The sequence below is a fragment of the Paenibacillus chartarius genome, from assembly GCF_042432825.1.
In the GTDB taxonomy this organism is placed as follows: Bacteria; Bacillota; Bacilli; order Paenibacillales; family NBRC-103111; genus Gordoniibacillus; species Gordoniibacillus chartarius.
The window spans coordinates 1-23,977 of sequence record NZ_JBHLWN010000073.1 but is presented as its reverse complement, the minus strand read 5'-3'; the positions used below and the strand labels follow the sequence as shown (position 1 = coordinate 23,977).

General features: G+C 46.1%; 23 protein-coding genes and 2 pseudogenes. 11 read left to right on the top strand and 14 right to left on the bottom strand.

The window, feature by feature from the left end; translation table 11 throughout:
* Positions 1–29: 29 nt before the first annotated feature.
* The 3 genes from ACFFK0_RS18440 to mgtE all read left to right on the top strand — a co-directional run bounded on the left by ACFFK0_RS18440 (position 30) and on the right by mgtE (position 3,846).
* Positions 30–1,172, top strand: a complete 1,143-nt coding sequence (locus ACFFK0_RS18440) for an MBL fold metallo-hydrolase (RefSeq protein ID WP_377471778.1) — start codon at positions 30–32, stop codon at positions 1,170–1,172.
* A 138-nt stretch (positions 1,173–1,310) separates the two neighbouring features.
* The gene (locus tag ACFFK0_RS18435; protein ID WP_377471777.1) at positions 1,311–1,571 is read left to right on the top strand and encodes a metal-sensitive transcriptional regulator; all 261 of its coding nucleotides are present in this window, start codon (positions 1,311–1,313) and stop codon (positions 1,569–1,571) included.
* A 928-nt stretch (positions 1,572–2,499) separates the two neighbouring features.
* Positions 2,500–3,846, top strand: a complete 1,347-nt coding sequence (mgtE, locus tag ACFFK0_RS18430) for a magnesium transporter (RefSeq protein WP_377471776.1) — start codon at positions 2,500–2,502, stop codon at positions 3,844–3,846.
* 48 nt (positions 3,847–3,894) lie between these two features.
* Here the strand turns inward: mgtE and ACFFK0_RS18425 are convergent, their stop codons facing one another.
* The 3 genes from ACFFK0_RS18425 to ACFFK0_RS18415 are packed head-to-tail and all read right to left on the bottom strand — an operon-like array spanning position 3,895 to position 7,699.
* On the bottom strand, positions 3,895–5,061 hold the full coding sequence (locus ACFFK0_RS18425) for a Ger(x)C family spore germination protein (protein ID WP_377471775.1): 1,167 nt from the start codon (positions 5,059–5,061) through the stop codon (positions 3,895–3,897).
* Positions 5,058–6,659 (bottom strand): spore germination protein, encoded by a 1,602-nt coding sequence (locus ACFFK0_RS18420; protein ID WP_377471774.1) that lies wholly within the window; start codon positions 6,657–6,659, stop codon positions 5,058–5,060. The genes ACFFK0_RS18425 and ACFFK0_RS18420 overlap by 4 nt, the downstream gene beginning before the upstream one ends.
* Positions 6,623–7,699, bottom strand: a complete 1,077-nt coding sequence (locus tag ACFFK0_RS18415) for an endospore germination permease (RefSeq protein WP_377471773.1) — start codon at positions 7,697–7,699, stop codon at positions 6,623–6,625. Before ACFFK0_RS18415 ends, ACFFK0_RS18420 begins: the two co-directional genes overlap by 37 nt.
* Positions 7,700–7,987: 288 nt before the next feature.
* Between ACFFK0_RS18415 and ACFFK0_RS18410 the strand changes: the two genes are divergently transcribed.
* Positions 7,988–8,659 carry a TerC family protein gene (locus tag ACFFK0_RS18410; protein ID WP_377471772.1) on the top strand — a complete coding sequence of 224 codons (672 nt, stop codon included), beginning with the start codon at positions 7,988–7,990 and terminating at the stop codon, positions 8,657–8,659.
* Between the two features lie 224 nt (positions 8,660–8,883).
* On the opposite strand, the pseudogene ACFFK0_RS18405 reads toward ACFFK0_RS18410, so the two are convergent.
* Positions 8,884–9,174 (bottom strand): annotated as a pseudogene (locus ACFFK0_RS18405) (hypothetical protein); the annotation flags it as partial.
* On the opposite strand from ACFFK0_RS18405, the gene ACFFK0_RS18400 reads away from it, so the two are divergent.
* The 3 genes from ACFFK0_RS18400 (at position 9,146) to ACFFK0_RS18390 (ending at position 12,153) form a co-directional block, all read left to right on the top strand.
* The gene (locus ACFFK0_RS18400) at positions 9,146–9,520 is read left to right on the top strand and encodes a zinc-binding dehydrogenase (RefSeq protein ID WP_377471771.1); all 375 of its coding nucleotides are present in this window, start codon (positions 9,146–9,148) and stop codon (positions 9,518–9,520) included. The pseudogene ACFFK0_RS18405 and the gene ACFFK0_RS18400 overlap by 29 nt on opposite strands.
* A gap of 42 nt (positions 9,521–9,562) precedes the next feature.
* Positions 9,563–10,654 carry a class II aldolase/adducin family protein gene (locus ACFFK0_RS18395; RefSeq protein ID WP_377471770.1) on the top strand — a complete coding sequence of 364 codons (1,092 nt, stop codon included), beginning with the start codon at positions 9,563–9,565 and terminating at the stop codon, positions 10,652–10,654.
* Positions 10,655–11,451: 797 nt separating this feature from the next.
* Positions 11,452–12,153 (top strand): ThuA domain-containing protein, encoded by a 702-nt coding sequence (locus ACFFK0_RS18390; protein ID WP_377471769.1) that lies wholly within the window; start codon positions 11,452–11,454, stop codon positions 12,151–12,153.
* A 129-nt stretch (positions 12,154–12,282) separates the two neighbouring features.
* On the opposite strand, the pseudogene ACFFK0_RS18385 reads toward ACFFK0_RS18390, so the two are convergent.
* Positions 12,283–12,390: pseudogene (locus ACFFK0_RS18385) on the bottom strand (transposase); the annotation flags it as partial.
* 119 nt (positions 12,391–12,509) lie between these two features.
* The gene (locus ACFFK0_RS18380; protein WP_377471768.1) at positions 12,510–13,658 is read right to left on the bottom strand and encodes a cation:proton antiporter; all 1,149 of its coding nucleotides are present in this window, start codon (positions 13,656–13,658) and stop codon (positions 12,510–12,512) included.
* 628 nt (positions 13,659–14,286) lie between these two features.
* Between ACFFK0_RS18380 and ACFFK0_RS18375 the strand changes: the two genes are divergently transcribed.
* The gene (locus ACFFK0_RS18375) at positions 14,287–14,799 is read left to right on the top strand and encodes a cupin domain-containing protein (RefSeq protein ID WP_377471796.1); all 513 of its coding nucleotides are present in this window, start codon (positions 14,287–14,289) and stop codon (positions 14,797–14,799) included.
* A 224-nt stretch (positions 14,800–15,023) separates the two neighbouring features.
* On the opposite strand, the gene ACFFK0_RS18370 is transcribed toward ACFFK0_RS18375, so the two are convergent.
* The 7 genes from ACFFK0_RS18370 to ACFFK0_RS18340 all read right to left on the bottom strand — a co-directional run bounded on the left by ACFFK0_RS18370 (position 15,024) and on the right by ACFFK0_RS18340 (position 21,799).
* Positions 15,024–15,899, bottom strand: a complete 876-nt coding sequence (locus tag ACFFK0_RS18370; RefSeq protein ID WP_377471767.1) for a DUF6671 family protein — start codon at positions 15,897–15,899, stop codon at positions 15,024–15,026.
* Between the two features lie 241 nt (positions 15,900–16,140).
* Positions 16,141–16,542 (bottom strand): hypothetical protein, encoded by a 402-nt coding sequence (locus ACFFK0_RS18365; RefSeq protein ID WP_377471766.1) that lies wholly within the window; start codon positions 16,540–16,542, stop codon positions 16,141–16,143.
* A 60-nt stretch (positions 16,543–16,602) separates the two neighbouring features.
* Complete coding sequence (locus ACFFK0_RS18360) at positions 16,603–17,619, bottom strand: sodium-dependent bicarbonate transport family permease (protein WP_377471765.1); 1,017 nt, start codon at positions 17,617–17,619, stop codon at positions 16,603–16,605.
* A gap of 137 nt (positions 17,620–17,756) precedes the next feature.
* Positions 17,757–18,131: a Na-translocating system protein MpsC family protein gene (locus tag ACFFK0_RS18355; protein ID WP_377471764.1), complete on the bottom strand. Its 375-nt coding sequence runs from the start codon at positions 18,129–18,131 to the stop codon at positions 17,757–17,759.
* Between the two features lie 268 nt (positions 18,132–18,399).
* Positions 18,400–19,191, bottom strand: coding sequence for a MeeY/MeeF family manganese export membrane protein (locus ACFFK0_RS18350; RefSeq protein ID WP_377471763.1), 792 nt, complete (start codon positions 19,189–19,191; stop codon positions 18,400–18,402).
* A 1,033-nt stretch (positions 19,192–20,224) separates the two neighbouring features.
* Complete coding sequence (locus ACFFK0_RS18345; RefSeq protein ID WP_377471762.1) at positions 20,225–20,890, bottom strand: DUF998 domain-containing protein; 666 nt, start codon at positions 20,888–20,890, stop codon at positions 20,225–20,227.
* Between the two features lie 24 nt (positions 20,891–20,914).
* Entirely contained in the window at positions 20,915–21,799 is an 885-nt protein-coding gene (locus tag ACFFK0_RS18340; RefSeq protein ID WP_377471761.1) for an alpha/beta fold hydrolase, read from the bottom strand.
* Between the two features lie 102 nt (positions 21,800–21,901).
* Here ACFFK0_RS18340 and ACFFK0_RS18335 point away from each other — a divergent pair, with 102 nt between their 5' ends.
* The gene (locus ACFFK0_RS18335; protein WP_377471760.1) at positions 21,902–22,495 is read left to right on the top strand and encodes a TetR/AcrR family transcriptional regulator C-terminal domain-containing protein; all 594 of its coding nucleotides are present in this window, start codon (positions 21,902–21,904) and stop codon (positions 22,493–22,495) included.
* Here the strand turns inward: ACFFK0_RS18335 and ACFFK0_RS18330 are convergent.
* Positions 22,492–22,971, bottom strand: a complete 480-nt coding sequence (locus tag ACFFK0_RS18330) for a winged helix-turn-helix transcriptional regulator (RefSeq protein ID WP_377471759.1) — start codon at positions 22,969–22,971, stop codon at positions 22,492–22,494. The genes ACFFK0_RS18335 and ACFFK0_RS18330 overlap by 4 nt on opposite strands.
* Before the next feature lie 88 nt (positions 22,972–23,059).
* On the opposite strand from ACFFK0_RS18330, the gene ACFFK0_RS18325 reads away from it, so the two are divergent.
* Both ACFFK0_RS18325 and ACFFK0_RS18320 read left to right on the top strand, forming a co-directional pair.
* On the top strand, positions 23,060–23,362 hold the full coding sequence (locus ACFFK0_RS18325; protein WP_377471758.1) for a YciI family protein: 303 nt from the start codon (positions 23,060–23,062) through the stop codon (positions 23,360–23,362).
* A gap of 5 nt (positions 23,363–23,367) precedes the next feature.
* Entirely contained in the window at positions 23,368–23,841 is a 474-nt protein-coding gene (locus tag ACFFK0_RS18320) for a DinB family protein (RefSeq protein WP_377471757.1), read from the top strand.
* Positions 23,842–23,977 lie beyond the last annotated feature (136 nt).

Sequence of the window (23,977 nt, the reverse complement as noted above, 5' to 3'; positions counted from 1 at the left end):
AATTTTAACCAGCAAGGAGGAAGAATACGATGTCCAAAGTACAACGGATAACGGTTGAACAATTGAACGAAAAAATGAATGATGGCAAAGGCGTGTTCATTCTGGATGTCCGGAATGAAGAAGATTACCGGGAATGGAAGATCGAAGGGAAACAGGCGACGTCGATCAACGTTCCGTATTTTCATTTTCTTGAAGAAGACGAAAACCACTTCAAAGATTTGCCCCGGGATCGGGACATTGTTGTGGTTTGCGCCAAGGGCGGATCGTCGGAATTCATTGTCGACCTATTGAAGGAACGGGGATATCGCGGCTATTCCCTGCAGGAAGCCATGCTGGCCTGGAGCCAGTTTTACCATCCGACTGCCGTTGCGGAAGAAAACAGGATGCAACTGATCCAGATTAACCGGCTGTCGAAAGGATGTCTGTCTTACGTCATCGTATCCGACGGTAAAGCGATGATTGTCGATCCGAACCTCAACATCGACGTTTACCAGGAGATGTCCAGACAGCAGAGCTTTTCCATCGAGCATGTGGTGGATTCGCATTTGCATGCGGACCATATTTCCGGAGGACCGAGACTGGCGCAGGCGACAGGCGCGACGTATTACATTTCGTCCAGCGAGGCTAAAGGAACGGATTTGGCATACGAACCGCTCGAACATCACCGGGAAATCCGTTTTGGCAATGTGCAGGTCGATGTGCTCGCCATTCCGACTCCGGGGCATACGCCGGGTTCCACCTCGTTTCTGGTCAACGGAAACTATCTGCTTTCGGGGGACACGATCTTTGTCGGTGGACTCGGACGGCCGGATTTGGGCGGAAAAGCGAAGGAATGGGCACAGGACCTGTACGACACGGTGTTTGGCAAGCTGAACGATCTCGCCGATGATGTGCTAGTTCTTCCCGCGCATTACGCCGACATTCGGGAAATGAACGAGCGGGGCATTGTCGGCGCAACGCTCGGGGACATCCGAAATGATAACGAAATCATGCGGACACAGAATCGCGAAGTCTTTACCGAATATGTCGCAGGTGCCGTTACCAGCGAGAAGCCGCCGAATTTTGAAGAGATCATTGCGATCAACCGCGGCGAGCTTCAGGTCGATCCCGAAAAGGCGATCGATCTCGAAATCGGTCCGAATCGCTGCGCCGTGCACCATCATTCCAATTAACAGAGATGAGCATCCATCCATTCCGACTGGAGCGGTTCCGATCAGTAAGGATTCTAAATTTGAAAACATACGGTGCGGGGTATATAATTGGGGCAGGACAGATTGTGAGCCGATTTCAGTCAAGGGGGATTGAATGCGATGACCTACGATGACGATGTAAAAAAAAGATTGAGACGCATCGAGGGGCAAATCCGAGGCGTTTTGAAAATGATGGAAGAAGAGCAGCACTGTAAAGACGTTGTCGGTCAGATATCCGCCATTCGCAGCGCCGCAGATCGGGCGATTGCTTATATTGTGGCCGTCAATTTGGAAAAGTGCATTTTGGAAGAGAAAGAAGCCGGCAGGGATACGACGAGATTGGTGAAGGAAGCGATGGAACTGCTGGTAAAAAGTCGATAACTCACGTAAACGGTGATCCGTTTCTGGAACGGATCACCGAAAACGTTCCGAACGGAATCAGATTTAACCCGTAGAACCCGAATTTACTACGAACATCGCATTCCATATAATGGGATGCGATGTTTCTTTCAGCGTCGGACATGATAGTCAACTGTCTGCCGAATCCTTCGTTTTTTGAGACGCGTTAAAGCATCTTGGCAATGACTATCCCGAATAAACAACCGAAAGAGCATGGCTCAAATCGGATGTTGGTTATGAAAACGATCAGGAGGGTATGCAAGGAACACCGCGAAGTTGGTACGTTATATGGAGCAATCGGCGGAGAACGATCGATTCGCAAGCTGGTGGAGTCTTTCTATAAGGTAACGCGATCCGGATTTATCGCCATTGTTTCCGGACGGAGTCGAGAGTATCACGAATGGTATGTGCGTCCATACTTGGCGGTGGAACAACCGCAGGACGGGGAGCATCTTCACTTCTGGCGTTTCTGGATTTGTCGTATCCGTTGGGCTTCATCTTTGTTTCCTTGGCACAGATGGGGATGCCCTCGGGTGAGAATTTGGATTCCGCCGACTGCTTCCATTCCCTCATTTTTCAGCTGATCCGCCCCCTCATCGATTTTTTTCTGAAGTATTACTTTGGATATTATTGAGTCGCTCGTTTAAAGCAAAGTCACGATTCCCCAGAGACGAGGAAGAGCGCGAGATCGACTACTGTCGGCGTCGATGACGGAATTGTTTTGTATTTGAACGCTTGGTACTATTTTCTGCGCTGTGAATTTCGCGCTCATTTCTGAGATGGTGGACATCCTAAAGATGTTGTGTGCTGATTGAGAAGAAAGCGAAGGCTCCACTTAAGATGTCACTTCGTTCAAAGAAAATGCTCTGCTATAATGATGGTGATCTTATATTCGAGAGGAAAATACGCGATGTCTGACGACCAATTGAATTTAAAAATCATCAAGTTCATCAAAGAAACCAATCGCAAAGAAATTCAAGCCATTTTGGATGAGCTTCACCCTTATGATATCGCCAAGCTTTACAAGGATTTGCCCCGGAAACATCGTTACAAATTCCTGCTCTTTTTAACCATAGAACAACTGGCTTATTTGACCTCTGAGCTCGGGACGAAGGATCAGATCGATATCCTGCATCAGTTGGGCGTGGAAAACTCTTCCAAGGTCATGGATCTGATGGATAATGATGATTTGGCCAATTTGCTGCATGAGTTGGGTGCTGACAATATCGAGAATTTTTTGTCCCGCATGAAGCAAGAGGAATCGCAGGCCGTTCAAAATTTAATGAAGTACCCGCCGGAAACCGCGGGAAGAATCATGACCAATCGTTATGTCTGGATCCCCTTCCATTATACGGTTCAAGATGTTGTCGACAAGCTGAGATCTTTTGCAGAGATTGCGGAAACGATCAACTATCTTTATGTCATCGATGATCAAAAACGTCTGGTCGGTGTCATCTCCTACCGGGATCTGATTCTTGCGCGCTCTGATGAAAAAGTGGCGGATCTCATGTATTCGCGGGTTATTTCCGTACCCGCGACTATGGACCAGGAAGAAGTCGCCCGGGTGATAGAGCGGTACGATTTTCTGGCGGTGCCCGTTGTCGAGCATGACAACGTATTGGTCGGCATCATCACTGTCGATGATATCGTCGATGTCGTCATATCCGAGGCCAATGAAGACATCGAGAAATTGTCCGCGGCGGGCAAAGCGATCGATTTCGATACGAAAGCCTGGACGGCTGCTTTTCGACGTCTGCCATGGTTGATTTTGCTGTTAATCATCGGGCTGCTTTCCGGAAGCATCATCAGCGGATTTGAAGAAACACTGACCAAAGTCGTTGCACTGGCGTTTTTTATGCCCATGATCGCGGGGATGACCGGAAATACCGGAACCCAGTCCCTGGCTGTCGTAGTACGGGGATTAATCACACGCGAACTGGACAAGAAAACGGTTTTGCGCCTGATTCTCAGGGAGTTTGGGGTGGGGATCATTATCGGGTTCACTTGCGGCATATTAATCGCAGGCATTGCCTATGTTTGGCAAGGCAACCCCGTTCTCGGTCTGGTTGTGGGCTGCTCCTTGTTGGCCACACTGATTATCGGGACATTGGCCGGTACAGTCATTCCACTCCTGTTATATAAATTCAATGTAGATCCGGCAGTAGCTTCAGGTCCGTTAATTACAACGATTAATGACATCCTCTCCTTGCTGATTTATTTCGGAATCGCATCGGTCTTTATATCCTACTTGGTTTGAATACAGTTCAGCAGGCCGCCATATCATTTGTTAGAAATTGACTTCTTGCTATCTATCCTCATCTTCGCGTTTTTGCGGCACGAACTTGTACTCGCCCGTATCTTTGAAATGAATGTCAACTTTCAAATGACGAATTGCGTCATTATGAAGCACGAACGCATGGTTATCGGCGATACGTCGCCATGCACGTGAATTGGATCGATACAGCGAATCCCCCAAGTTCAACACGTCGGTATGGATGCGGATTCCTTCTTGAAAAGCATGGAGGATTTGACCTTCCAAAAGTTTAGTATATCGTTCCATCAACTCATTTTCCGTCATTTCTTCGCGCAGTTCGACAAGACTCGCGTCCAATGTAATGGTTATGTCAAAATAGGCTTTGTCCCATTTCTCCTGAGGTCGAATATGGATGCGCGGTTTCTCAAACACCATGACGGCGGAAATATCATCGTCGGACAGTAAAGCGACGGGATAGCTTTGCGTCTTTGGATTCACCCATTGCCAGCCCGTCAGATCGGTTCGACTGATCCAGCCGTTCCATCGTTTCGTTTGGAACAGATTCGCGCCATCAACTTCCAATAGCTTCATGCCATTACCGTCCTCTCTCCAGTTATCGGTCTTTAATGTCAATGACGGCAAATAACTTGACCTGGCCGTATCTTTTAATGAACGTATAAATTGATACAGGCGGACGGGGGAAATCGAGGAGCTTTGGCGATACTGATCTTTCGGTTCATGCAACAGGGTGTAAAGCGAAGAAAATTTGAAAAACGTTTGGGCTTTGAAGATATCTTCAATATTTTCTTTTGTGCTGAATATCCATGAATTGTACCGTATTTCTTTATCGCGATTCGTAAATTCCAGAAATTCCAGAAGTTTGTCCGCCTTCAATACATTTTCGGTAACAACGATCGTCGACACCTGTTCCCAAAATAACAGTTGTTGAGCCGTGGTTTGCAGTTTGTTGGCCGCATCCCATAAGCTTTTCCCTGCCGCATTCCCCACATATACGGTAGGTTTTTTTGTTTTTGGCTGCCCTTCCAATTTGGCTGCATCCGCAAATTCCAACATTTGAGCATAGAGAACAAACTCTCCATTCTTGTAGTCGGCTCCAACAGCCGTAACATAATGGACCGTTTGAATTTCCAATATCCCCCAGCATCCTGTCGTCAGAAGCAAGCTCGCTCCAGCAATAAAGCATAAAATCGTCTTCATGGCAAGCCCTCCCCGCCCTTCCTGGTTGAATCTTGCGTATTCACGGTGTTCGGACGCTTCCGCTGCCAAGCCCATGGAAGCTTGAACAGGGCGTGAGGCAAGTCCGCTCTGTCCAGCGGCGACAACGGAGATAAATAAGGCAATCCGAAAGACTGCACGGTGGAAAGGTAAGATAACAGCAATACCACTCCGCACAAGAAACCGTATATTCCGAAGGCGGCAGAAACAAAGAAAAGGCCAAATCGCAATATACTGACCGTAGCATTCAACGAATGATTCGGCACCATAGAGCCGAACACATGGGTAATCGCGCCGATAACCAGAACACTGGGCGACATAAACCCTGCCCGGATCGCGGCGTCGCCAATAATCAATCCTCCTACGACAGTCATCGTTTGTCCTAACGAAGCAGGCAACCGCGCTCCCGCCTCGCGAAAAGCTTCCAGGAAAATCAGCGTTAAAAACATTTCTTGAGCAACAGAGAATGGAAGGCCCACCCGCTGAATCGAAATGGTAGCCAACAGCAACACGGGTATTTGTTCAATGTGAAAGGACAGCAGGGCAGTCCACAGCGCAGGCAATAACAGAGCTATCAATAACCCGGCGAGTCTCAGCCCTCTGGCTACGGCAACGGTCAGTGCGGGGAAATGAATATCTTCGGCGGTTTTCAACAGAAGAAAGATGTCGGCCGGCGCAATCAGGGCGGCAGGCGATCCCTCCGTCAGAATTGCGCAGCGACCGCTAAGCAGCGAGGCCACGGCGAAATCGGGCCGTCCTGTATAGGCCATCACCGGAAATATGGATTTCGGAGACGAAATCATTTCTTGCAGTTGCCCGGCGCTGCATATCCCATCATATTCGATATCCTGCAATTTCGTCCTGAGATTGTCGACCAGCGCCGCGTTCGCGACATCTTGCAAATAAAGCAATGCGATACGGGTTTGCGTGCGCTCTCCCACCGTAAATTGTTCATAACATAAGGAGCCTGTCCTCATGCGCTTCCGAATTAAAGCGACATTGGTCGCAACCTCTTCCACAAAACCGTCTTTAGGACCTTTGACCGACGTTTCGATATTGGATTCATCCGGTTTTCGCTGAGGCGTCTTGGCCATATCCCATGTATAGACGCGCTGTTGGACAGGCATAAAAAGAATGAGTTTTCCATCCAGCACATGCTGCACGATTTGCCGCCTCAACATCAATCCGTTACCCGCTACCTTCTCCAACGGCAACTCTTCGTTCCAGGTCATGGCTTCGTCATTGAAACCTGTTATTCTAAAGAGCCGCCTTAAGCGCGGCAGAACAATGTCTTTCCATTCCTTTTGATCCGTCAACCCCTCGCAATAAAGTAGCAATACAGAGGACTTCGGATTCTGGCTTTGACTCTGGCAATAAAAATGCTTCACATCGGCGGAATGCCGAAATAAACCGATGATCTCCTGTTCTGTCAAGCCTGAGTCATTATTTGTGCAGGCATCATTGGAATATCCGATCCGCTGTTCCGCAGGCAACGAAGCAGATGGAGAAGAGCGCTTTTGGAACCATTGCGTCAAACAATTCTTCATGTTTGTCCTTTCATCCCCCATCTTGAAATCCATGTTTTTCCAGCGAACAGGAAGGTGAGTCCGATCACGAGGAGGAAAGTAAACGGGAAATACACCGTTTTTAGAAACTGCAAAAACCGCACGTCGCTTATGGGCGCTATTGATGCTAAGAGCATAGTTCCGGCCGCAAGCAGCAGAAACGGCCTTCTGTTTTTTGCATTCCACACATCCGCCATAATAAAGAGGGATAGTGAAAGACGAACGAACACTCCGGATATCCACTGATAGATTGCAAAAACATCCAAATGCTCTATGTACTTCCCTAGTTCGAGAACACGCCATTGTTCGAATGCCGGGTATCTCTGCAAAACAGCTTCCTCTATCCCAAAAATCGAAATTGCTCCCATTAAAGGGCCTATTGTCAGTCCGGCAAGCAAGAAAATCATGAGCAACACGTCGGCGAATGAAGGCCGGTGAGTCAGGCGATGCTGCAAAAAAAGAAGCAGCACAAGCTCAAAAAGTGCGCTCGCCGCAAACAGGCTGCCCCGCCAAACGGGAGCGAATCCGTCGGCAAGGAGGGGGAGAACAAGACTGTAGTCTTTATGCTTGAAGTTGAAGGCCGCAACAAAAAATCCGAGTAACACCACAAATGGCAGCAAAATACCCGAAACAATCGCTATGGAACGAAGACCCCCGGTTGCTAGAAAGAGACAGCATGCCAATGCGAGAAGAGCAAGCGCAAATCTGGGTGTATGCGGCATATAGGTCGAATGGGCCCATACAATGATATCAAAGAAGGAAACGAAACCTTGCAGCCATATATAGACGCTGACTGCTGCAAGGATAATAACAGACAAGCCTTTGCCGAAATGGCGCTGCAGCCAATCGCGAAACGGCTGTTGATCCTTGTGTTTCATGATATAGGTTAGGCACGCTGCCCAAACAGGAAGCAATGCCAATACCATCCCCACGGCGACTACAGCGTCTCTTCCCGCTGCGTCCAACAATACGGGAATTAAGATCACATGATTGAGAATGCCGACCGAAAGCAAAAGTATGGAGCAAACTTGAAATACAGAAATGTTATTTGGCATTTATTTTCTCACCTTCATGTGGTTAACAATTTCGTTTTCCGATTCGGGCGGGCATTATCGAAGCGAATGCCCGTTCGCTTCAATCGCCCATCTCAACCATCGCTTTTAAATTTTTTCCAAATGTTCGGCGAAATATACGTTAAGAGGGATACTAACTCCCGCTGAGTCGGGATCAAATCCACTATCGGCATCGTATTGTCAGGCATACTGAATAAGATTGGTGTTATTGGCAAACATTAATGCGAGCAGAGGAGGAAAGTTATTAAATCAAAAGAAGGCGGCGAAAAAATGGATCTCTTTACTGCAGAATTTTGGACGGCATTATTAGCGATTGTTATTATTGATTTGGTACTAGCTGGCGATAATGCGATTGTCATCGGCCTGTCTGCAAGGAATCTGCCCAAAGACCAACAGAAGAAAGTTATTTTTTGGGGAACTTTCGGGGCCATAGCGATTCGTTCGGCGCTAACTTTGATTGCCGTCTGGTTGCTGAAAATTCCTGGCCTCCTCCTGATTGGCGGAGTGCTTCTGATTTGGATCGCCTATAAACTTCTTGTGGAAGAGAAGAAACACGATGTAAAATCAGCTGGAAATTTGTGGTCTGCAATAAAAACAATTGTCATTGCAGATACGGTTATGGGAATGGATAATGTACTTGCCGTTGCGGGGGCAGCGCACGGTAACTTTGTCTTGGTAGTATTAGGATTACTGATCAGTGTCCCGATCATTATTTGGGGAAGTACCCTCATAATAAAGTGGGTTGATCGTTTCCCGATTATTGTTTACATCGGTTCGGGTGTATTGGCTTGGACTGCATCGAAGATGATTGTCGATGAGCCGCTTATAGAGGAATTTTTTGCAGCAAATCCATGGTTGCAGTGGGGGCTGAGTTTCGTTATTGTAGTTGGGGTTATATTGTTAGGGAGAACAAATTTGAAAAAACGAGAAAAAGCTCAGTGATGATGTTCTTTGATAAATGAGCGGAAAAACTGGCGATGCATTGGATTGTTGAATATGGCCGAATGCGGAAGCGACGATCCCGCTTTCGCGGAACCGTCGCATCACTGCGTTGGCATTCGTGTGCCTTCAACGTTACGCTTGCACAGCGGAAAACTTATATATGGTTGTCTGTCTGAAAGTTTGACCCGGCAGCAGTTCCGTACTTGGAAAAGGGCATGCCGTTTTTATTGGTTAACGTGTTGAATGGGCGGGGGAGGTTCTTCCCTGATTATGTTCTCCAGAGGAGCCGTATTTCCGAACACCGGTGCCGCGCCGTGAGGGCTTGCAGCCCAGCGAACCCCGTTTGCTATTACCCGCAATACATTTTGGTTATAGTATGTAGGATACTCCTGGTCTCCAGGCCGGAAGTAAAAAATTTTCCCGAGTCCTCGTTGGTACGCACACCCGCTGCGGAATACTTCCCCGCCTTGAAACCAACTGATAAATATGAGTTCTTCAGGAGCGGGTATATCAAAAAAATGTGTCGGAAACAGGCGGAGCATCCACGATGCCCTCCGTTTCGCCCGAAACGGCGGAAAAGTTGTGCTTCTCGGTCTTGCAGGCATATTGGACCGAATCGATTGGACGATGGTCTGGCTGAAAGAGTTGGATGTGAAAGGAAGCTTCGCCTACGGCGCAGAGGATTACAAGGGAAAAAGGATGAGGACATTAGAAATTGCCATCGAATTGATGAGATTGGGAAAGGTTGATCTCACCCCCTTGATTACTCATCGTTTTCCCCTCGAGAAGTATAAAGACGCATTCGCGATTGTTGCCAATAAAGGCAGGGCATCCTGCATCAAAGCGATTTTCGAACTTTAGCTTGCCCCAAAAGACGTGGATATTAAATAGGAGGAATGGATAATGGAGATTTTTACACTTTCGGGAACAGGCGCAAGCCGTCTTCAATCTCGGTTTGCAGAGGGAATAACAGAAACATTTAAATCGGAAGGTTATCGGTATGTGGAGGATACAACGGATAATATTCGGGTCGTTTTCAATTTCATCCAACCGGAAAATCCAAGACCGTTTCGCAGGAAAGCTCAGTCCACTTTTGTCGTTTCCATTTTGGAAGCTGTACATTCGAATGAGGAACCGGTTCTGAAGTCGGCATATCCTTATCTGATCCGCTCGTTGTCCAACCATCTTATATACATATGCCGCTGCGAAGATGACACCGACGTATATTGTATAACTCCCGAGCAGGGTTGTTACAAAATCGCTTTTCAACCGAATGACGAAAGTTCGTTCTTCCAAACGCTATATGAAAGACTTGCACCGCTCGCTTCTTCCCAACTCGTGATAGATAACGAGTTTCACAATGATTTGCCCGAGGAATTATGGGATGGCGACGGAATTACTAGAAAGCTGAGAGTAGCCGGGCAACAGCTGGATCAACTGAATTTGCTGCCGGCTCCTTTTCCGATTCAAGACTATTTAAGCGATCGGGATATGAAACATGTAAAGAGGCTTTACGGCATCGGAGGGTTAAGCTATGGAAATCTCAGCAGCCGGAAAGATCGACACGCGTTTTGGATGAGCGCCGCCGGTTGCAATAAGGCGGATATGAAAACAATCGGCAAAGACATACTTTTTGTCAAAGGGTACGACCCGTCATCCAAATCGATGCAAATAAGCGTACCTCCAAACGTTTCGCCCAACCGGGCATCCGTCGATGCGATCGAACATTGGTTGATTTATTCCGCACATCCGGAGATCGGCGCCATCGTTCATATTCACGCCTGGGTTGATGGAGTGAAGGCAACGGAAATAAATTATCCTTGCGGTACGATTCAACTTGCTCAAGCGGTAGCCAAATTGATCGATGAACAGGAGGAGCCTTCAAGAACGATTATCGGATTAAAAAATCACGGTATAACAATCACTGGGCCAGATTTGGAAGACATTTTCGAAAGAATCGACGGCCGGATTCTTCCCCAAATCCCGATGAAATGAGATCGGTACGGGACGATCTCTTCAGCGGACCAGCCGGGATTCATCGAACAAAATCGATTCGCTAATTCTTCAATACGATCGTCACCGATATACCATGTGGCGGTCGTACCGTTCTTGATTTCCGGCGTCGTTAAGGGATAAGCCGTGCAAGGACAACTGAATGGTAAATTATGCTAATGTTGTGAAAGGGATCAGGTCGCAGCCGCGCAATGGCAATAATGGCGCGTTTGTGACCTCGACGCTTTTGAGTTGCAAGTAGCGGTTTCGGATTTCGGGATGCTTTTCACTTTTGACTATTAGTCAAGATCAGGTTGATTTCATCTGAGTAGGACTCGGTAGCGCATCAGGCCGCGGAGCTGCCGGATCGGCAAGGGAGGCATAAAGCTTCCCGCGGCAAGGTCATGCTTGAACAAGTCGGCAATCCACTGTGCCTCTTTCTTATCTGTCTTTTTCCGCTGCTGGCCTTACGCATTTCGGATGGGCCAGCGTGATGTTGCAGGAAGTTTCCAGCACATTGAACACTTCCAGTATCTCAAGGTCGATTCCATGCAGACATCCTTGCAGTCATGCTCACAAAGCCACTGTGACAGCTCATTCAGTCCTTTGGTGAAGGTCGAAAAGCGATGGCGTTTGTAAGTGGTGCGTCGTATACATAATTAATCGTGTTTCTGATGAATCCATTTTCGTGTGAGATCTTGTGTGAGGCATTACCGTTTGGATCGGCGAGGGTATTCACAGTTACGATGATGCATATAATGCTTTGACGGCCGGTTACTTTTGAGGAGAGGAGGGAGCGCATGAAAAGAGCATTCACATTACGGTTTTCCCATAAGACGAACGATATAGAACCAGAGAAGAAGAAGGCGTTAATTGTCCAAGGAGGATGGGAAGGCCATTTTCCCAAAGAGATCTCCGGCATTCTTGCAGGCATCTTGAGGGAAGAAAACTTCGATGTGGAGATTTCCGATACCTTGGATGTTTTTCTGGATCGTGAAAAAATGAAACAAGTCGATCTGATTGTTCCGGTATGGACCCTCGGAACCCTCACAGAGAAGCAGTTGAATTCATTACTGTCCGCGGTGGAAAGCGGGACTGGAGTTGCAGGGCTTCATGGGGGCCTGGTCGATGCTTTTCACGGCGAAATCAGATATCAGCTGATGATCGGCGGGCAGTTTGTTTGGCATCCCAAGGAGAACGTTACTTACCGGGTGCACATCACGGATCCGAATCACCCTCTCGTGAAGGGCATTCCGGACTTTACCGTCACATCAGAGCAGTATTATATGCTTGTCGATCCGGCCAACGAAGTTCTGGCCACCACATATTTTGAAAAATCTCCGCCTGAAGTATGGAGACCGGTCGTAATGCCAACGGTGTGGATCAAACAATACGGCAAAGGCCGGGTGTACGCCAATGCATTGGGACACTCACCGAAAGAGGTAATGATACCCCAAATTTTCGAGATGATAAGACGAGGGATGATTTGGGCCGCGAAGTAGACGGATTACTTGCTCTAACAGGTAACTCATTTTATTTTTGGGGTAAACACATGTCGAAAGCATTCCTGGGACCGGTTGCGCTCGTCGGGTAAATAACTTGCTCCCGGTTCTCTTTTCCCTGGCATTATTATCTTTCAAGTTGTGATACTGGCAATACTGATATGGAACGCCGGGCAGGAGGCCTTCAAACGCCAAGCGGATCGAATGCTGACCATCGCTTACGATACCGGCAATGGGAGAACCGAGCTAGAGATTGGTTTGATTAACGTTTGTAATTCCGCCGCTGTCCCGCTCTTTACTTTAAGCCACATTTACAGTCATTGACGGACCATTCTAAAATAAAGTCGTTCAATCTCTTAGCTGTCTTGAACTGTATTATCCTCATGTAATATTAATTTAAGCAAGAACGGTGTCACCAATGTTGTCAGAATGACCACAATGACCAGTACAGTAAAGTATTTCTGCAGCAACAGTCCGCTTTCAAGACCGATAGTCGCAATAATTAATGCTACTTCTCCTCGTGACACCATCCCTGATCCAATCCCAAGTGCGGAGCGATTCGAAAACCCCGTGAGCTTTGCCCCAATACCTGACCCTGTTAATTTCGTTAAAATAGCTACGATGGTTATTATGACGATTAACCCCAATTGATCCCATAATCCTTGGAAAGACACGGAGAAACCAACACTTACAAAAAAGATGGGTACGAATATGGCATATGCGATTGGCTCTAACTTATGTTCCACCTCCTCTTTATAGGTTGTTTGTGATACAGCTAATCCAGCTACAAAAGCACCGATAATGCCTGCAACACCGAACTCTTCCGCTACAAATGCTAGGAAAAAACAGACGATTAACCCAGCACTGATAACGGACTCGAAAACACGAAGTGGGGCTAGCCATTTCATTATCCATTTTGCACCTCTCCAGATCATGAAGCCCGCAATGACAAAGAAAATGAATTTTTTCCCGATTACAAAAGCTAAATTGACTCCCTCTCCGCCAAAGATACTCATTACAAAGGCAAGTAGGATCACTACAATTACGTCATCTATTATGGCTGCACCTAAAATTGTGGTGGACTCCCGACTCTTGAGCATGTTGAGTTCCTTTAAGGATTGAACCGATATACTCACCGATGTTGCAGACAGTAGCAAGCCAAGAAAGATGGCATGCGAGGTCTCCATCCCGATGGCCGTACCAAGCAAGTAACCTCCAAAAAAGGGAAGGATAATCCCACCTAAGGCAACAGCCGTTGAAGATTTGAATGAACGCTTTAACTCATCAAAATCTGTTTCTAGGCCAGCGATAAACATCAGCAGCAGAACACCAATTTCACTCAGTTCGTCAATGATTTTTGAGTCTTCTACCCAGCCTAACATGGCAGGTCCGATTATGACACCAATGATCAATTTTCCAACCACAGCAGGCTGTCCTAAGCGGACGCAGAGATCGCCCGCTAGTTTTGTTGCGAGTAAAATAATAAGAATCGTTAAAAAGAACATTGTAACCTCCGAATTGTTATTAGATGATGATATTATTACCAACCGGACGGAAAGAACTCAACACAAGACCCGTCCGTCATCAAAAGAGCCGGTATGGGATGTTGCGTATTGCCAATAATTCAACACCAAGGCGTTCCACTCACACAGTAAAAAGCGACATAAAAGCACAGCCTGAATGATTATGATTAATTAAAGACTACGTTGTAGTGCTGATAACGAGCGTCTCCGCGCAATCAATCAAGGAAACAGCGGGAGGACAAATTAGGCCCACTCGCTTGAACAACAGGAGCAGGATACGCCCGTTCAGACCGTCCCGGCTTCAATCTCCAATCGTCGAGGTGGGAAACCGGGGCATAAAGGGTAAGGGCGTAAAATCATAATCTTCCCGAAACCGAAGTCATCCACGAGGTCCCCGGTGATCAGAACCATTGTCCCTGCTGCGGAAAGTCTTATGCCAACATTTTAGATTCGACAAACCGGTGCAAATTCCCTTGTCGTCCTTTTTCAAAAATCTTTGATTCAACTTAATATAGATAACTGCATAGAATAAAGGGGAAACAATGAGATCATGAGGAGAGGAATGAATATGTACTTTAAAACATACTGTTGCAATCCGTGGTATAATCCTATGCTTAACTGTATTTTGAGTTACAAATGGAATCCTCAATATTACTATAGGTACGACAACAATCCATATCCTTATTATGGAATCATTAAATTAATTGATTATGGAGCAAGACCATTTGTAGTGAATATTGACCAAACAACGAAGCAAAATAATAATTACCGCACCGCTTTATGGACAGGGAAATACTTCCAAGTTACTTTAATGAGTATTCCTGTTGGGGATGACATCGGGTTAGAAGTTCATCCGACGACCGATCAATTCATACGTATTGAAGAAGGCCAGGAGCTCGTTCAAATGGGCGATAGCAAAGACAAATTGGATTTTCAAGAAATGGCCTATGGTGACTATGCAATTATAATACCTGCAGGAAAATGGCATAATGTAACCAATATGGGCAATAAGCCGCTTAAAATTTACGTCATCTATGCGCCTCCAGAGCATCCATTCGGTACAGTTCATGAAACAAAAGCAATTGCCATGTCTGCTGAAGGACATCCAACAATTACTAAGTGAATCGAGTGAAATGATGTTATTTCCTCACAAAGGCATTGAGCGGGCACGATAGCTGAATTATTAACTTGAGTCTTGCAAATTAAACATAAAAAACTAAAAAATTACAGACCTGTAGCCTAATCTGTTCGTCGTTCCCGGAACAAACGCCGACGCAGTATGGGCACGGATTTGCGGCTTGGACGGCCTGCTTAAATGTGTAGCTGCTTACCCTATAATTCCGGTGATTAAGGATTACACACATCGCAATATGCAGGCGACGATTTTGTAACGCCATCCCCGCGAGGTGCTGCGTACTTGTAATCACAATCGGCACAACCATACACTTCTTGTACAATTTGTTTTGTTTTGAAGCCGCACTCTTCGCAAGGCAACCCAAGAACATAGTCTACGATTCCCCATCCGGGACATGAGCAGGCCGGACAAAGAGAAGCTAACCGGCAAGCCATTTTTTCTGCAAGTTCGCTTATGACCTTCATTCGTGCGGGATTCATATGCGCTCTCATATCCGTTTGCACAAGAGCCAGGCCGTCAGTTGATGCAGAAGCGCAACGCATTATTGCCTGCTGTAACTCATTCGTATTCTTTATCCCCTTAAACGTTAGACCGGCTATTAAACCGGAATTCGGCCTGACAATTAACGCATGTGAGGGAAAGAGGGCTTTTTCCAAGAAGTCCTCCAGATCATTCCATGTTGAAACAGTTTTGGAACCATAATTGGTTTCCGTACTTATCTTTTGTTCTACGATCTCAATTCCACGTTCGTCGTCAACCCACAAGAGCATTTCATGATCTTGAGCAACAAAAGGAAGATAGACATACGGCCCAAAACTGCCTTCACTGGCAAGACCATACTTGAAGCCAAGGTGTTCCATCCCAATTCTTGCCTTTTTTCTCAATGTCTCTAACGGTGTTCCTTTACGTTCAATTTCACCGGTGAATGTTCCCAGATCATCGGTATTTATTTCTTCTGGAATTTGGATAGAAACTTGTAAGATTTTATGGAACGAAGGACTAATCGCCAGGTTTTTCCCATGCATAGTCGCCAAAGCCGCTTTACAACCGAAATACGGATGAATAACGCCATGTCGTTTTTTGCACATATTTTTACCGCCCCCAATCACCTGTCGAGCATTAGCTTACCGGACGGAAATAACCTTTTATAATGTTCAACAGGCTCCGTCCGAACTTGACTATTCGGTTATAGATACAAAATCGTTCGCTTGCCGATTGTAGATGAGGCCGTATACGGAAATCCTCTTCGGGATTAGCGGGTGCTCTTTAAGCATCTGAACGCCATTTACAATGTTCTTCTCTGCGGTCTTGCCGCCGCCTTCCAACCAGTTAATCAGGCCCGTATTTTTTTCCAGCGGTTAAAGTATTTTCGATCAAATAATCAATAGTCCTGACAATATCATCTGAAATTCCCTCTTTCTTGACTGATTCAAGAAAGAGGCGGTAATCCATTGCGTTTTCCGTGCAATCTTTTTCACCAATAATATAAATTTTATCTACATTATTCTTATAAACTGCAATGATGATATTACGAAGCAAGCAGCCGTACGGTTGAGAAATGACCGTTCCGAAGCTTTTCAATACGATCAGATGTTCAGGGCTAACATTAATGAATTCCGACAATTGGCCTTCAACATGGAAGCTTACATTCGTTATTGCCAATACTTTCTTTTCCTGCGAAGCGGGATGTATAAATGAAACCTTATTCATGTTCAACGCGTTGTTATGCATGATCAACCTCTTCCTTTCGTCGATTTATAGTTTATTTATGCTTATCCGGTTTCGGGAACACTAAAGCGTCCATTGAGCGATTTGATAATACAACGGGATTCCCAGGATCAGATTGAACGGGAATGTAATGCCCAAAGAAAGTCCCAGATAGATGGAAGGATTCGCTTCCGGTACGGAACTTCTTAATGCTGCCGGAGCGGCGATATAGGAAGAACTTCCCGCCATCACCCCAAGCAATGTCGCGCTTCCAAGGGACAGTCCCGCGAGTCCTCCGACGATAACTCCTGCGCTGCCGCACAGCAGGGGCATCAATATGGCAAACAGCAAGAGCTTAAATCCATGTCTTCTGATCTCAGGCAAACGCTGTCCGGCGACCAAACCCATATTTAACAAGAAAAGCATTAAAACACCGCTGTATAATTCTATAAATAACGGTTTTACCACCGGCAGTCCATCCTCGCCGATGATAACCCCTATCGCCAGACTTCCCATTAACAGCAGCACACTTTTTCCGACCAGGCTTTCCTTTAATACTTTCCTGTCCAACATGGCGCCTAACGAGGATACGAATCCATCCATTATACCCAACCTGTACGGTGTTTTGATCGATTGAGTATTGTTTTCGATCGCTTTCAAAAGTAACAAGGAAACCAGGATGGCCGGACTCTCCAGCAAAACCACCATTGCATTCATGAATCCGTCATACTGAATTTCATGACCATCGAGAAAAGAAACGGCCGCTCCATACGTAACAATACTTACCGAACCATAGGTGGCTGCCAATGCAATGGAATTTTTCAAGTCCAATTTCATCATGCGAAGGATAGCCAAAGTCAAAACTGGAATAAAGACGCCCAAAAACAATGTGCCTAATAACGGCCGAATAATCGCCGTTACGGAATAATGGGAAAGCTCTATTCCTCCTTTCATGCCAATGGCAATTAAAAGATAGATGCTGAGGGCCTCGCTCAAGCCGGATGGAAATTTCAAATCGGATTTGAAAATCGCGGCAACAAGACCCAGAATAAAAAACAGCACAACAGGCGACAGCAAATTTTGCATTATAATATCAGTCATTACACACGTCTCCCTACAATAAAAAAGCCGGCAATGTTTAGAAATGAATGATGAATGAGAAGTCATCACGCATTTCAATCCATTACCGGCTTATCTTCAACTAATCCAAAGATTTTTTGAAAATCTGCCCTTGCCCCTTATCCGCAACATTTTTTTTCTAAGTTATCATCAAGTATAAACACCATCACTCTTTCACCTGTACGGGTGCTTATGTCGGTATGAAAACTGGAGACGTTCGCTCCGGTCAGTTCCTTAATAAGTTTACCCAAGTTGTCTCTTCCGGATTCCACCAGATCGGCACGAATGCGTTTTATATTCAGCGCGCCTTCCGGGGATTCGGAAACGGTTTGTTCTGCGGGAGATAATATTCCTTTCATCAAGACAATAATCATGTTGCGAAGAATATCGGTTTTTACAGTCACAGAACCGCGGCCCAGGTATTCTTTTTCCCACTGCGTTAAACTCCTGCTGATTTTGTCCTCCAGTTCTCCTTTGGATATTGAAACAGGCATTTAAAATCCCTCCTTCGAAAAAAAATCGGTACTTTCAAATGGGGGGCCCCCAGATGAAATATACCGATTTATCCTAACCCTTATTTTGACGAAAACTTTGCTCCTTCATACTGCCATTTTCCCATAACAGTATGCTAAAACAATACCCATCAAAATTAAATTAAAGATCATTCGAGTTTATGTTAAAGAAATTATACTTAAGTCTGATTCACTTTGTCAATGAGCCGCAGCCTCCTTGGAAATAATTATACGGCAAAGGCGCTTTAATTTATGCGCGGTTAGTTTCGGGACGCTTTTCGGCTGACTCCTCTTTGGAGAGAAACCACCCGCCAAGGGCGATGAGAACCAGCACGGCATAAAAGATGATTTTCCACTCAGGCGATTTGGCGAAGCCTGCAGGCAGAACGGACAGCGCGGGATGAGACAGCGTATACACCGTAAGCTTTACGCCTACCCAGCCGACAATAAGGAAGGCCGCGATTTCCAGGCCTGGCTTGCGCTGCAGAAGCTTTACAAAGAACGTGGCCGCAAAACGCATAATGACGAGTCCGATAAACCCTCCTGTAAAAATAACGAGGAAATGTCCTCCGTCCATTCCGCCGAGCTTCGGCAGGTTTGTCGCGGGCAGCGTTACAGCCAACGCTACGGCTGCCAGAATCGAATCCACCGCAAAGGCGATATCGGCAAGCTCCACTTTAAAAACGGTAGCCCAAAAGCCGGCCGGTTTTTTCTCCGGCTTACCCGAAGCCGCCTCTTTTTCCTTAGACTTTTTTACAACAAGTTTTCTGAAGATATGATTTAGAGCAATAAACAGCAGATACAGCGCTCCCAGCGCCTGCACCTGCCAAACGGAGACGAGGAACGAGATGGCGAACAAGGAAGCGAAGCGAAACACAAACGCCCCGGCCAATCCGTAAAACAAAGCTTTTTTTCTTGCTTTCTCCGGCAAATGCTTGACCATAATCGCCAACACCAAAGCGTTATCCGCAGCCAACAGCCCCTCGATCGCAATCAGAATCAGCAGCACCCATCCGTATTCCAGCAGCAACGCAGCATCCATTGACATGGTCCTCCTCCGTAAGGTAAACATGCTTATATGAAAAAACCTCTACCGTCAGGTAAAGGTTATTTAGAGGATTCCACTAAAAAGACCTTTACCAAATATGGCAAAGGTCTTGCTAACAACTTGCGTTGTCAACAAAGCCGGAGGCGTACGGCCTCGAATTGACGACTTTGCTGTTACAGCTACTCCCCTTTGAGGAATTATTCATTTGAGATTTATCATACAGGAAAACGCACAGATTGGCAATACCAAGTAAAATCTCATTTGAACCTCAGTGGGAACCTCATTTGTAGACGGGTAAAATAAGAGTGAGGACGGTTCTTTCGTTCATTAGACCACCTTGCCAAATTCAAAAAACAACCTGTTATAATGTTCACTCTATCCTTTGTGGTTCTTAACATGGTGAGTCTGGTGCATTGGGCGGAGAAGGCCGGCTGGTGAACGAGCAAAGCATAAATTGGTTCCGCGTCATGTGCGGCATCCAATAGTATGGAACTGACCGTGCCCAAGGTGAAGCGTCGCGAAAATTCAAGTGTACTGATTACGAAGCTGACGGCATCGTGGCGTGAGGCGGGCTGAAGTCGTGGATACAACGGCAGATCATACGGACTGTTTGCTTCAAAGGCGGGTTCCGCTTCGGTGTATACGATCGTTTCATTGCAAGCCGTTATTAGGAAGGAATACTTTGTTTTTCAGCATGACATGCAATTTCGCATTGAGGCTGCCGCCGGTTTGTTCGGGCAAATGTTCCTGGTGTCGCCGACTGCAACGCTCCGCAAGGTGCTTATGAATTTGATTGAGTTCCCCCGGTTCTTGCCCGGTCCGGGAACGGGTAGAGGAATATACTTTGGCCACAAAATACATAAATCAGGGAACTGATCAGCGGGAAAGCGAGCAGGATCACGAGCCGATTGACGGCTATATAAGGACGCGGTATGCCAAACAGTTCTAATCATCGATTGAGCTTCAGCAGTTCGGATCAAATGTAAGTCATTCCCCTTGGCTGCGTTTTTGTGTGCGCCAGTTGAGCCTAATTGAAGGCGAAACCGGCTCGGCTTGGCTCTGAATGTTTATAAGTCAATAAGCCCATGGCTGCGAACCAGAAAAGTACTTCAACAGCCAGGAGTCGGCTGGCAATGCCGGCGATGCCATGTCCTTCTCCTGCGGCAATGGGATCGAAGTTTAAGAAAAACAGGATGACGAGTATAAGCGTTAACGGACTTCCTACGATCAATCCGCTTCCAAGCTTGCGCAACCGAGGAATGCCGCGAAAATACAAGCCGGTGATAAGGAAACTAAGAATCGTCGAACCTGTGCTCAGAAGAAAGCCGATGGAGTGTAGAAAAGTTGATTCAAGATCAAAAATTCCACAAACGACTAGTCCGATCGGTGAAAGTATCAACAAGGCCATACTTGCACGACGAGCGGATAATCTGCCATCCTCGCCTATATTCGAGAAGATCCCGATGATCCCGACGAAGAGCAGTATTCCACATATGATGAATGCGGAATTCATAATGATTGCGGTAGAACCCATCCCCAAACCGCTTATCGGCTGTGTGACGGAAGAATACGGCTCGATTCTGATGTCATAAATCGTATATCCCTTGCTAATAAAGCCAAGAATGAACCAGGTCAGCGTGAATAGGATTGGGCTGACAACGGCGAATAACGGTAATATTCTGACTGCTTTCATAGTAAGCCTCCTTAAATTTTTACTTTAGCGGAAAAATTTGCGCAATTCTTGTTCAACTCTGTGCGGCTGCCCTCTATGAACTGCATTTCCCGTACCTTCGTGTCCCATTCTGTTGAATTCAACACGGCTGCTGTTAGGTAAAGTTTTCTCTAAAGCATGAAGAGCATATTTCATATATGACGGACTGCGATCGCCTCCCAGCAAGAGGATTTCGGTTTGCAAAGTACGGAATTCCTCCAGTTTGTCACTTGTCTCTACTACTAATTCTCCATCATAATGCAATGTCGGCGCGAGCATCTTAATCGTAATGTCATCGACGGCAGCTTTCTTTTCTTCATTGGCGATCATCATTTTTGTAAGGAATTCAAGTATCCGTCGGGGCAATCGGCGGAAGAACGAAGGTCCCATCTGTGCCCCTAACATGCTGGTGACAAGTGCGGCGGCTATCTTTTCTTGCTTTATTTCTTCTCTGTAACGCTTCAACCAATCATGCGATACGGAGCCGTTAAGGCATAACGGCGGGTCGAAAACTGCCGCTTTGCGTATGGCAGATAACCGGAGTGCTGCATGCAGCGCGATCAGCCCGCCCAAGCTGATTCCAAAAATATAATGTGCGCCTGTATGGGTCAGAAGCGCATCAAGATCTTCAATCTCGGTTTGCAAGCTGTAATGTTCGCCGTACGGTCCGCTGAGTCCCCGCCCGCGGCGGTTGGGCAGGCAGACCGTATAAGTGTCAGCCAGAGCCAGCGCAATATCCAAATGGCTGCCGGCAGATTCCATGATACCATGCAGCAGTACAAGACCTGGTCCGCGTCCTAATTGGTAATAGCTAATGGAAGTGCCATCATTGGAAGTGATATAACCGATGGTTCCATGATCTAGAATCGTTGTCATTCTTCTGATGCTCATGGATAATGCCCTCTTTCCCTTAATCTAACGCCGTTAGTTTTATCTAACATTGTTAGTTTATAACGCGCATGTTACAATTGTCAAGAGAAGGGGGAGCTGATTTTGAGGAAGAAGAAACCATCCGAACGTAAAACGAACAAACTCGACCAATCCCTCATTGTGCATGCCGCAATCGATATCATTCAGGAAGAAGGCATCGACAAGTTAACGATGAGGAGATTGGCGCAAAAATTAAATATTAAAGGGGCATCCCTATATTGGCATGTACAAGATAAGAATGAATTATTGTCCTTAGCGGCGGAGGAGATATGCCAAAGAATTCAATTCCCTGATGAACGGCTTCCCTGGGAGGAACAACTGCTTGAGTTTGGCAGGAGATGCCGCAATACTTATTTGCAAATACGCAATTCCGTTCATGTTCTTGTTGCAACACCGCCAATCACTCCATATCGGATGCACCTCATCCATAAAATTAACCGTTTGTTTGAATTGGCCGGATTTAAGAAGGAAGATGTATTTTCCGCGGGATGGATGCTGAATAATTATATTTGTTCGTTTATTTTAGACGAATACAGGCTCGCTGATATGGAAAGCGATGTTGGTGTTCCGGATTTGGAGCGAGAGTTTTACTTCGGTATTGATGTGCTCATCAAAGGGTTTCGATATAAGTTGCAAGAAGGAAGGACAAAACTTTAGTTCGATTCATGAAGCTGCTCTAGTTTGCTTAGTACACTTTCTGAACCTATAAAAACCGATCCGCCTTTTTTGACTGTTTCTCGTATAAGAAGAATAAGGCTGTCCTTCTCCATTCGCGCATGGGTCAACCAAGCCTGGGCATGCACGGTTTCGGGCTCATGCTTGGCTCCCCAAGCCGATAATTCGAGCAAGATCGGTATTACATCCAATCCGGCTTCCGTCAATTGGTATATGTCTTTTCTCTTGTCGGAAGGATGAGGTTTCTTGGTGATGATACCCATTGTTTCAAGACGGGATAGGCGATTAGCCAGTATGTTCCGGGCGATTGCTTCGTCAGAGACAAGGAATTCTCCGAACGTTTTTTTGCCGGCAAATACGATGTCTCGAATGATTAGAAGCGACCATGAATCACCTAACACATCTAGAGAGAAAGATATAGGACAGTCCGACCGCCTGGTTGGTTTGTCAAAAATCATCCGCAAAACCCCTTGACTTTAGCAGTTACTTGTAACTATACTTAATTCAGTTTCAAATTGCAACTGAATTTTAAGGAGGTTGAATTGTATGAAATTTTTGTTTGTTTATCGTGGCGGCGACGTTCCTGAGGATCAGACTGATCAAAATGTTCATGACTTATGGCGTTGGCTTGACGATCTTAAAGCACAGGGTTATGAAGCAGTGCGTTTTGCGGGAACCGGACGCAAATCCGTTTCCATGTCTGCGGTCGATGATTATTCTGATGACATATTTGGAGTTTCGATAATTGAAGCAGATTCGCTGGAAGAAGCGATCTCGTTAACGACTAATTGGCCGGAATTGCCATATGGAGGCAAGATCGATATTTTAGAAGCGTTAAATGAAGGGTGAATGAAATGTCCGACCGGTTTATTTTGAACTTGTTTGCCGACCTTAGAAAGCAAATTCTCAATATCATGACAGGCTTGCCGGAAAATAAATTAAGCTTGGTGCCTGAAGGATTCAATAATAACCTGCATTGGCAGATCGGGCATGTGCTTACGATTACGAACGACCTGATATTTGTGTTATCCGGGGCCGGATCCAGAATTCCATCAAGCTATGGTACATTTTTCGCAACAGGAACAAGTCCCTCAAATTGGTCGGAGCAGCCGCCTGAAGTACATATTCTTGAAAAGAAACTGGAAGAGCAGATGTTGGTAATATGCGAAATGTATGACGGCAATTTGGCAGAACCTGTAACCGCAAAGGATAATTTTCTTCAAGCCCGTGTGATTGGCGAGCTATTTTATGTATTGATTGCTCATGAAAGTACGCATCTGGGAATGATAACCGCGATGGCAAAGGTGCTTCATGCAAACCCAGAATAATTGACGGTGGTAATTGTTTTATATAATAGTGAAAAACGGGAAGGAGATTGCGGCAGCATCGAAGATTTGATATTACTCTAGGAGTCTGTCCGACGAAACAGGAATTTGACCCTGCCGTCGCGAATTCATAGGTAAA

What these genes read in the sequence shown, in the direction of transcription:
- ACFFK0_RS18410 (WP_377471772.1), top strand. Translation starts at nt 7,988, where the DNA reads ATGGATCTCTTTACTGCAGAATTTTGGACGGCATTATTAGCGATTGTT.
- ACFFK0_RS18440 (WP_377471778.1), top strand. Translation starts at nt 30, where the DNA reads ATGTCCAAAGTACAACGGATAACGGTTGAACAATTGAACGAAAAAATG.
- ACFFK0_RS18330 (WP_377471759.1), bottom strand. Translation starts at nt 22,971, where the DNA reads ATGATTTTTGACAAACCAACCAGGCGGTCGGACTGTCCTATATCTTTC.
- ACFFK0_RS18425 (WP_377471775.1), bottom strand. Translation starts at nt 5,061, where the DNA reads ATGAAGACGATTTTATGCTTTATTGCTGGAGCGAGCTTGCTTCTGACG.
- ACFFK0_RS18435 (WP_377471777.1), top strand. Translation starts at nt 1,311, where the DNA reads ATGACCTACGATGACGATGTAAAAAAAAGATTGAGACGCATCGAGGGG.
- ACFFK0_RS18325 (WP_377471758.1), top strand. Translation starts at nt 23,060, where the DNA reads ATGAAATTTTTGTTTGTTTATCGTGGCGGCGACGTTCCTGAGGATCAG.
- ACFFK0_RS18365 (WP_377471766.1), bottom strand. Translation starts at nt 16,542, where the DNA reads ATGCATAACAACGCGTTGAACATGAATAAGGTTTCATTTATACATCCC.
- ACFFK0_RS18360 (WP_377471765.1), bottom strand. Translation starts at nt 17,619, where the DNA reads ATGACTGATATTATAATGCAAAATTTGCTGTCGCCTGTTGTGCTGTTT.
- ACFFK0_RS18395 (WP_377471770.1), top strand. Translation starts at nt 9,563, where the DNA reads ATGGAGATTTTTACACTTTCGGGAACAGGCGCAAGCCGTCTTCAATCT.
- ACFFK0_RS18350 (WP_377471763.1), bottom strand. Translation starts at nt 19,191, where the DNA reads ATGGATGCTGCGTTGCTGCTGGAATACGGATGGGTGCTGCTGATTCTG.
- ACFFK0_RS18415 (WP_377471773.1), bottom strand. Translation starts at nt 7,699, where the DNA reads ATGCCAAATAACATTTCTGTATTTCAAGTTTGCTCCATACTTTTGCTT.
- ACFFK0_RS18355 (WP_377471764.1), bottom strand. Translation starts at nt 18,131, where the DNA reads ATGCCTGTTTCAATATCCAAAGGAGAACTGGAGGACAAAATCAGCAGG.
- ACFFK0_RS18375 (WP_377471796.1), top strand. Translation starts at nt 14,287, where the DNA reads ATGCTTAACTGTATTTTGAGTTACAAATGGAATCCTCAATATTACTAT.
- mgtE (WP_377471776.1), top strand. Translation starts at nt 2,500, where the DNA reads ATGTCTGACGACCAATTGAATTTAAAAATCATCAAGTTCATCAAAGAA.
- ACFFK0_RS18390 (WP_377471769.1), top strand. Translation starts at nt 11,452, where the DNA reads ATGAAAAGAGCATTCACATTACGGTTTTCCCATAAGACGAACGATATA.
- ACFFK0_RS18420 (WP_377471774.1), bottom strand. Translation starts at nt 6,659, where the DNA reads ATGGATTTCAAGATGGGGGATGAAAGGACAAACATGAAGAATTGTTTG.
- ACFFK0_RS18380 (WP_377471768.1), bottom strand. Translation starts at nt 13,658, where the DNA reads ATGTTCTTTTTAACGATTCTTATTATTTTACTCGCAACAAAACTAGCG.
- ACFFK0_RS18320 (WP_377471757.1), top strand. Translation starts at nt 23,368, where the DNA reads ATGTCCGACCGGTTTATTTTGAACTTGTTTGCCGACCTTAGAAAGCAA.
- ACFFK0_RS18340 (WP_377471761.1), bottom strand. Translation starts at nt 21,799, where the DNA reads ATGAGCATCAGAAGAATGACAACGATTCTAGATCATGGAACCATCGGT.
- ACFFK0_RS18345 (WP_377471762.1), bottom strand. Translation starts at nt 20,890, where the DNA reads ATGAAAGCAGTCAGAATATTACCGTTATTCGCCGTTGTCAGCCCAATC.
- ACFFK0_RS18400 (WP_377471771.1), top strand. Translation starts at nt 9,146, where the DNA reads ATGAGTTCTTCAGGAGCGGGTATATCAAAAAAATGTGTCGGAAACAGG.
- ACFFK0_RS18370 (WP_377471767.1), bottom strand. Translation starts at nt 15,899, where the DNA reads ATGTGCAAAAAACGACATGGCGTTATTCATCCGTATTTCGGTTGTAAA.